Annotated in this window: 4 protein-coding genes and 1 pseudogene; all 5 read right to left on the bottom strand. The window is 58.2% G+C overall.

Annotated features, from left to right (window positions below):
• Window positions 1–382: isocitrate/isopropylmalate family dehydrogenase (locus tag AQY21_RS02620; RefSeq protein WP_238986674.1), on the bottom strand; the 382-nt coding region annotated here is incomplete at its 3' end.
• A gap of 15 nt (window positions 383–397) precedes the next feature.
• Window positions 398–1,483: a tartrate dehydrogenase gene (locus AQY21_RS02615; RefSeq protein ID WP_058096291.1), complete on the bottom strand. Its 1,086-nt coding sequence runs from the start codon at window positions 1,481–1,483 to the stop codon at window positions 398–400.
• 12 nt (window positions 1,484–1,495) lie between these two features.
• The gene (locus tag AQY21_RS02610) at window positions 1,496–3,001 is read right to left on the bottom strand and encodes a tripartite tricarboxylate transporter permease (RefSeq protein WP_058096290.1); all 1,506 of its coding nucleotides are present in this window, start codon (window positions 2,999–3,001) and stop codon (window positions 1,496–1,498) included.
• Entirely contained in the window at window positions 3,001–3,456 is a 456-nt protein-coding gene (locus tag AQY21_RS02605) for a tripartite tricarboxylate transporter TctB family protein (RefSeq protein ID WP_058096289.1), read from the bottom strand. The genes AQY21_RS02610 and AQY21_RS02605 overlap by 1 nt, the downstream gene beginning before the upstream one ends.
• A gap of 136 nt (window positions 3,457–3,592) precedes the next feature.
• Window positions 3,593–3,832 (bottom strand): annotated as a pseudogene (locus AQY21_RS02600) (plasmid pRiA4b ORF-3 family protein); the annotation flags it as partial.

Below are 3,832 nucleotides of genomic sequence, written 5' to 3'. Positions count from 1 at the left end.
CCAGATCGCCGGGGCCGACGCCTTCCAGCGGCGACTGGATGCCGGGCAGGATCTTGGTCGGGCGCACATTGGCATATTGATCGAAGCCCTGGCAGATCGGCAGGCGCAGACCCCAAAGCGTGAGGTGATCGGGCACGTCCGGCGCACCCACCGCCCCGAAGAAGATGGCGTCGAAGGCCTTCAATTGCTCAGGGCCGTCCTCGGGCATCAGCGCGCCGGTCTTCTTGTAGCGGTCCGAGCTCCAGTCGAATTCGGTGATGTCGAACGTGAACTTGCCGTCGCGCCCGGCAAGGGCCTCCAGCGCCTGCAGGCCGGCGGCGATCACTTCGGGGCCGATGCCGTCGGCGGGGATGGCGGCGATCTTGTAGGTTCTATCGTTCATCGGAAGGTCGCATCACTATGCCAAGGCATCGGCGACTGCTTTCCCGCAGGCGACCGTATTGGCACTACCTCCGAGGTCACGGGTGCGCAGACGTGGTTCGGCAAGCACTGTTTCAATGGCGCTGATGACTGCCGAGCTCGCCTCCCCTTCGCCTAGATGGTTCAGCATCATCGCCGCAGACCAGATTTGACCAATGGGATTCGCTACACCGAGTCCAGCAATGTCGGGGGCTGAGCCATGCACGGGCTCGAAAAGGGAGGGAAACTTACGTTCAGGATTGATGTTGCCCGATGGCGCGATACCGATCGTTCCGGTGCAGGCCGGCCCTAGGTCAGACAGGATATCACCGAAGAGATTCGAGGCGACGACCACGTCAAACCGGTCCGGATTCAACACGAAATGCGCGCAAAGGATATCAATGTGATACTTATCCCAAGCGATATCCGGATAGGCTTTCGCCATTTCTTCGACACGCTCATCCCAGTAAGGCATCGAAATCGAGATGCCGTTTGACTTGGTTGCTGACGTCAAGCGTTTTCTTGGGCGGCTCTGCGCCAGATCGAAGGCGAATTTTAGAATACGATCGACACCGACTCGTGTCATCACCGTCTCCTGAAGCACGGTTTCCCGCTCAGTGCCTGAGAAAATGCGCCCACCGACGGAGGAGTACTCTCCCTCCGTGTTCTCACGCACCACGTAGAAGTCGATATCTCCTGGCCCGCGGCCAGCAAGCGGCGCCGACACGCCCGGCATCAGCCTAACGGGACGCAGGCTGACGTACTGATCGAACTCTCGGCGAAACTGAATCAAAGAGCCCCAGAGAGAAACGTGGTCGGGGACCACTGCCGGCCAGCCAACTGCCCCAAAAAAGATTGCATCATGGTTGCCGATCTGCTGCTTCCAGTCGTCCGGCATCATCTTGCCGTGCTTGAGGTAGTAATCGCATGAAGAGAAGTCGAACTCGTCTAGCTGTAGATTGAAGCCAAACTTCTTGGATGCGGCCTCCAGAACGCGAATGCCCTCTGGCACCACTTCCTTGCCGATCCCATCTCCGGCGATCGAGGCGATCTTGTAGACACGATTGGTTGCACTCTGTGCCATGATATCTCCAGTTTAATCTTCCTCGACGAAGACTTCGTCGCGGCGTTTGGCAATGCTGGGCAGGAAAGCTACGGCTAGGACAAGCGCTGCCGTGATCAGTAGCGCCGCGCTGATTGGCCGCGTCACGAAGACTGACATGTCTCCGTGCGATAGAATCATAGCCCGCCGCAAATGCTCCTCCAAAAGAGGCCCCAGGACGAAGCCAAGCAACATCGGGGCGGGTTCGAAATGGAGCTTTGCAAGGATGTATCCGAAGATACCGAAGCTGGCCATTACGTAGAGATCGAATGCATTGGAGTTGACACTGAATACCCCGATAGAGGCAAAGGCCAAAATGGCGGGAAAGAGAATGCCATAAGGGACCGTCAGCAGCTTTACCCACAAGCCGATCAGTGGAAGGTTCAAAACCACGAGGAGCAGGTTACCGATCCACATGGAAGCGATAAGACCCCAGAACAGAACCGGCTGCTCGGTTGCGACTTGCGGCCCGGGGACGATGCCTTGGATGATCATGGCCCCGATCATCAACGCCATGACTGGGTTGGCGGGCACCCCCAACGTCAGCATCGGGATGAAAGAGGTCTGCGCGCCAGCATTGTTAGCCGCTTCTGGCCCCGCAACACCTTCAATCGCTCCCTGACCAAAGCGCTCCGAATTGGGTGAAAGCTTCTTTTCCAGGGCATAGGATGCAAAGGAGGCCAGGATCGCTCCGCCACCTGGGAGAACACCTAGCGCAGAACCCAAAAATGTACCTCTTACAGCAGGCTTCAGCATGGCCCGCAGGTCCTCGCGCCGGGGCCACAGCCCAGATACATGCCGGACTACCGCGGTTCGTATCACACTGTGCTCCAGGTTACGCAGGATCTCGGCAATGCCAAAAAGACCTACCGCAACGGCCACAAAGTTCAGTCCGTCGGCCAGTTCGGGACGACCAAGCGTGAAGCGCATCTCGCCTGTGTTGATATCGGTTCCCACCAAACCGAAGATGAGGCCCAGCGAAACCATTGCAATCGTCTTTATCACTTCGCCGCTGGCGAGAACGATTGAGGCTGCAAGCCCAAGAACCATAAGAGAGAAATATTCGGCTGATCCGAAGCGAAGCGCGACTGCGGTCAGCGGTGGCGCAAGCATGGCCACAATAAGAGTTGCGATCGTCCCTGCCAGAAAGGAGCTTAGTGCCGCAGTAGCCAATGCAGTGCCCGCACGACCTTGTCGGGCCATTTGATAGCCGTCGAGCGCCGTCACAGCGGAAGAGCTTTCCCCCGGCAGGTTGATCAGGATTGCTGTCGTGGACCCCCCATACTGAGCGCCATAGTAGATGCCAGCCAGCATGATCAGCGAAGTCTCAGGCGAAAGCGAGAGTGTGATCGGCAGCAGCATCGCGATGGTGGCGGTTGGGCCGATACCGGGCAGGACTCCGACGAGCGTTCCAAGAAGCGTGCCGATGAAGCAGAACAGGATGTTGTAGGGGGTCAGGGCAGCATCGAGCCCGAGTCCCAAGTTGGAGATCATATCCATCAGGTCAACATCCCCAGCCAAGGCCCTAACAGCCGGATCGGCAGTCCCAGGCCATAATAGAAGACAAGCAGGCAGAAGACGGTGATGCCTGCGGTTATCAAGAGGATCGTGGACAGCCGACTTGACGCTGCCAAACTTGCGAGCAACGTAGTCAAGGCCACTGCGGGCAAGAAGCCCAAGCCTCGAATTGTCGCGCCAAAAAATATTGGCGCGCCAAGTATGGCGATGAAGGCACGCAGCGGGGCAAGGTCCGGCTGGAACCGCTCTGATCGCATGAGCCCCTTCACACCGATAATAAGGCCGATCAGTATGATAATTCCCGCAAGAATTAGCGGAAAGTAACCTGGACCCATTCGCCGTGCAGTACCTATTTCCATGCCGGTCATTGCGGACCAGGCAAAGCCGCTTCCTACGGCAAGAAGCAATGCCGATGAGAGGAGATTTTTGATGTCCATGAGCAGGTATGGACCACTCCGACCATAATCGGCTGGTCCGCTTTCCTTAATCGGCAAACTGGCCGGCGGATTTGATGATCGGATCCCAACGATTTATCGTAACCATCCGGCGTAGGCCGCGGACGGGTGTCCGTGCTCAGGGAGTGGGCTTGGGTGCTTTGGGCTTGCCGGGCCGCGGGGACCATTTCTTCGCGAGTTGGTCAAAGCGTTCGACGATCCTGTCGATCCTGGCATCTTCGGGATCGAAGGATGCACCTGACCAGCCGACCATGTCGTCGTGCTGCTCGTGGTCCGGATCTGCGAGGGCTTCGAGGAATTCCTCGTAGCCCGGAGCACCGCCGACATCCTCGGGCGGGCAGGCCCCGCTGGCCTTCAG

The sequence above is a fragment of the Paracoccus sp. MKU1 genome (assembly GCF_001447385.1).
In the GTDB taxonomy this organism is placed as follows: domain Bacteria; phylum Pseudomonadota; class Alphaproteobacteria; order Rhodobacterales; family Rhodobacteraceae; genus Paracoccus.
Note: the sequence above shows the minus strand (reverse complement) of the source record. Positions and strands in the feature narration are given on the sequence as shown.

Excerpts from the sequence above, each read along its gene's own strand:
- AQY21_RS02615 (WP_058096291.1), bottom strand. The coding sequence starts at position 1,483 with ATGGCACAGAGTGCAACCAATCGTGTCTACAAGATCGCCTCGATCGCC.
- AQY21_RS02610 (WP_058096290.1), bottom strand. The coding sequence starts at position 3,001 with ATGGATATGATCTCCAACTTGGGACTCGGGCTCGATGCTGCCCTGACC.
- AQY21_RS02605 (WP_058096289.1), bottom strand. The coding sequence starts at position 3,456 with ATGGACATCAAAAATCTCCTCTCATCGGCATTGCTTCTTGCCGTAGGA.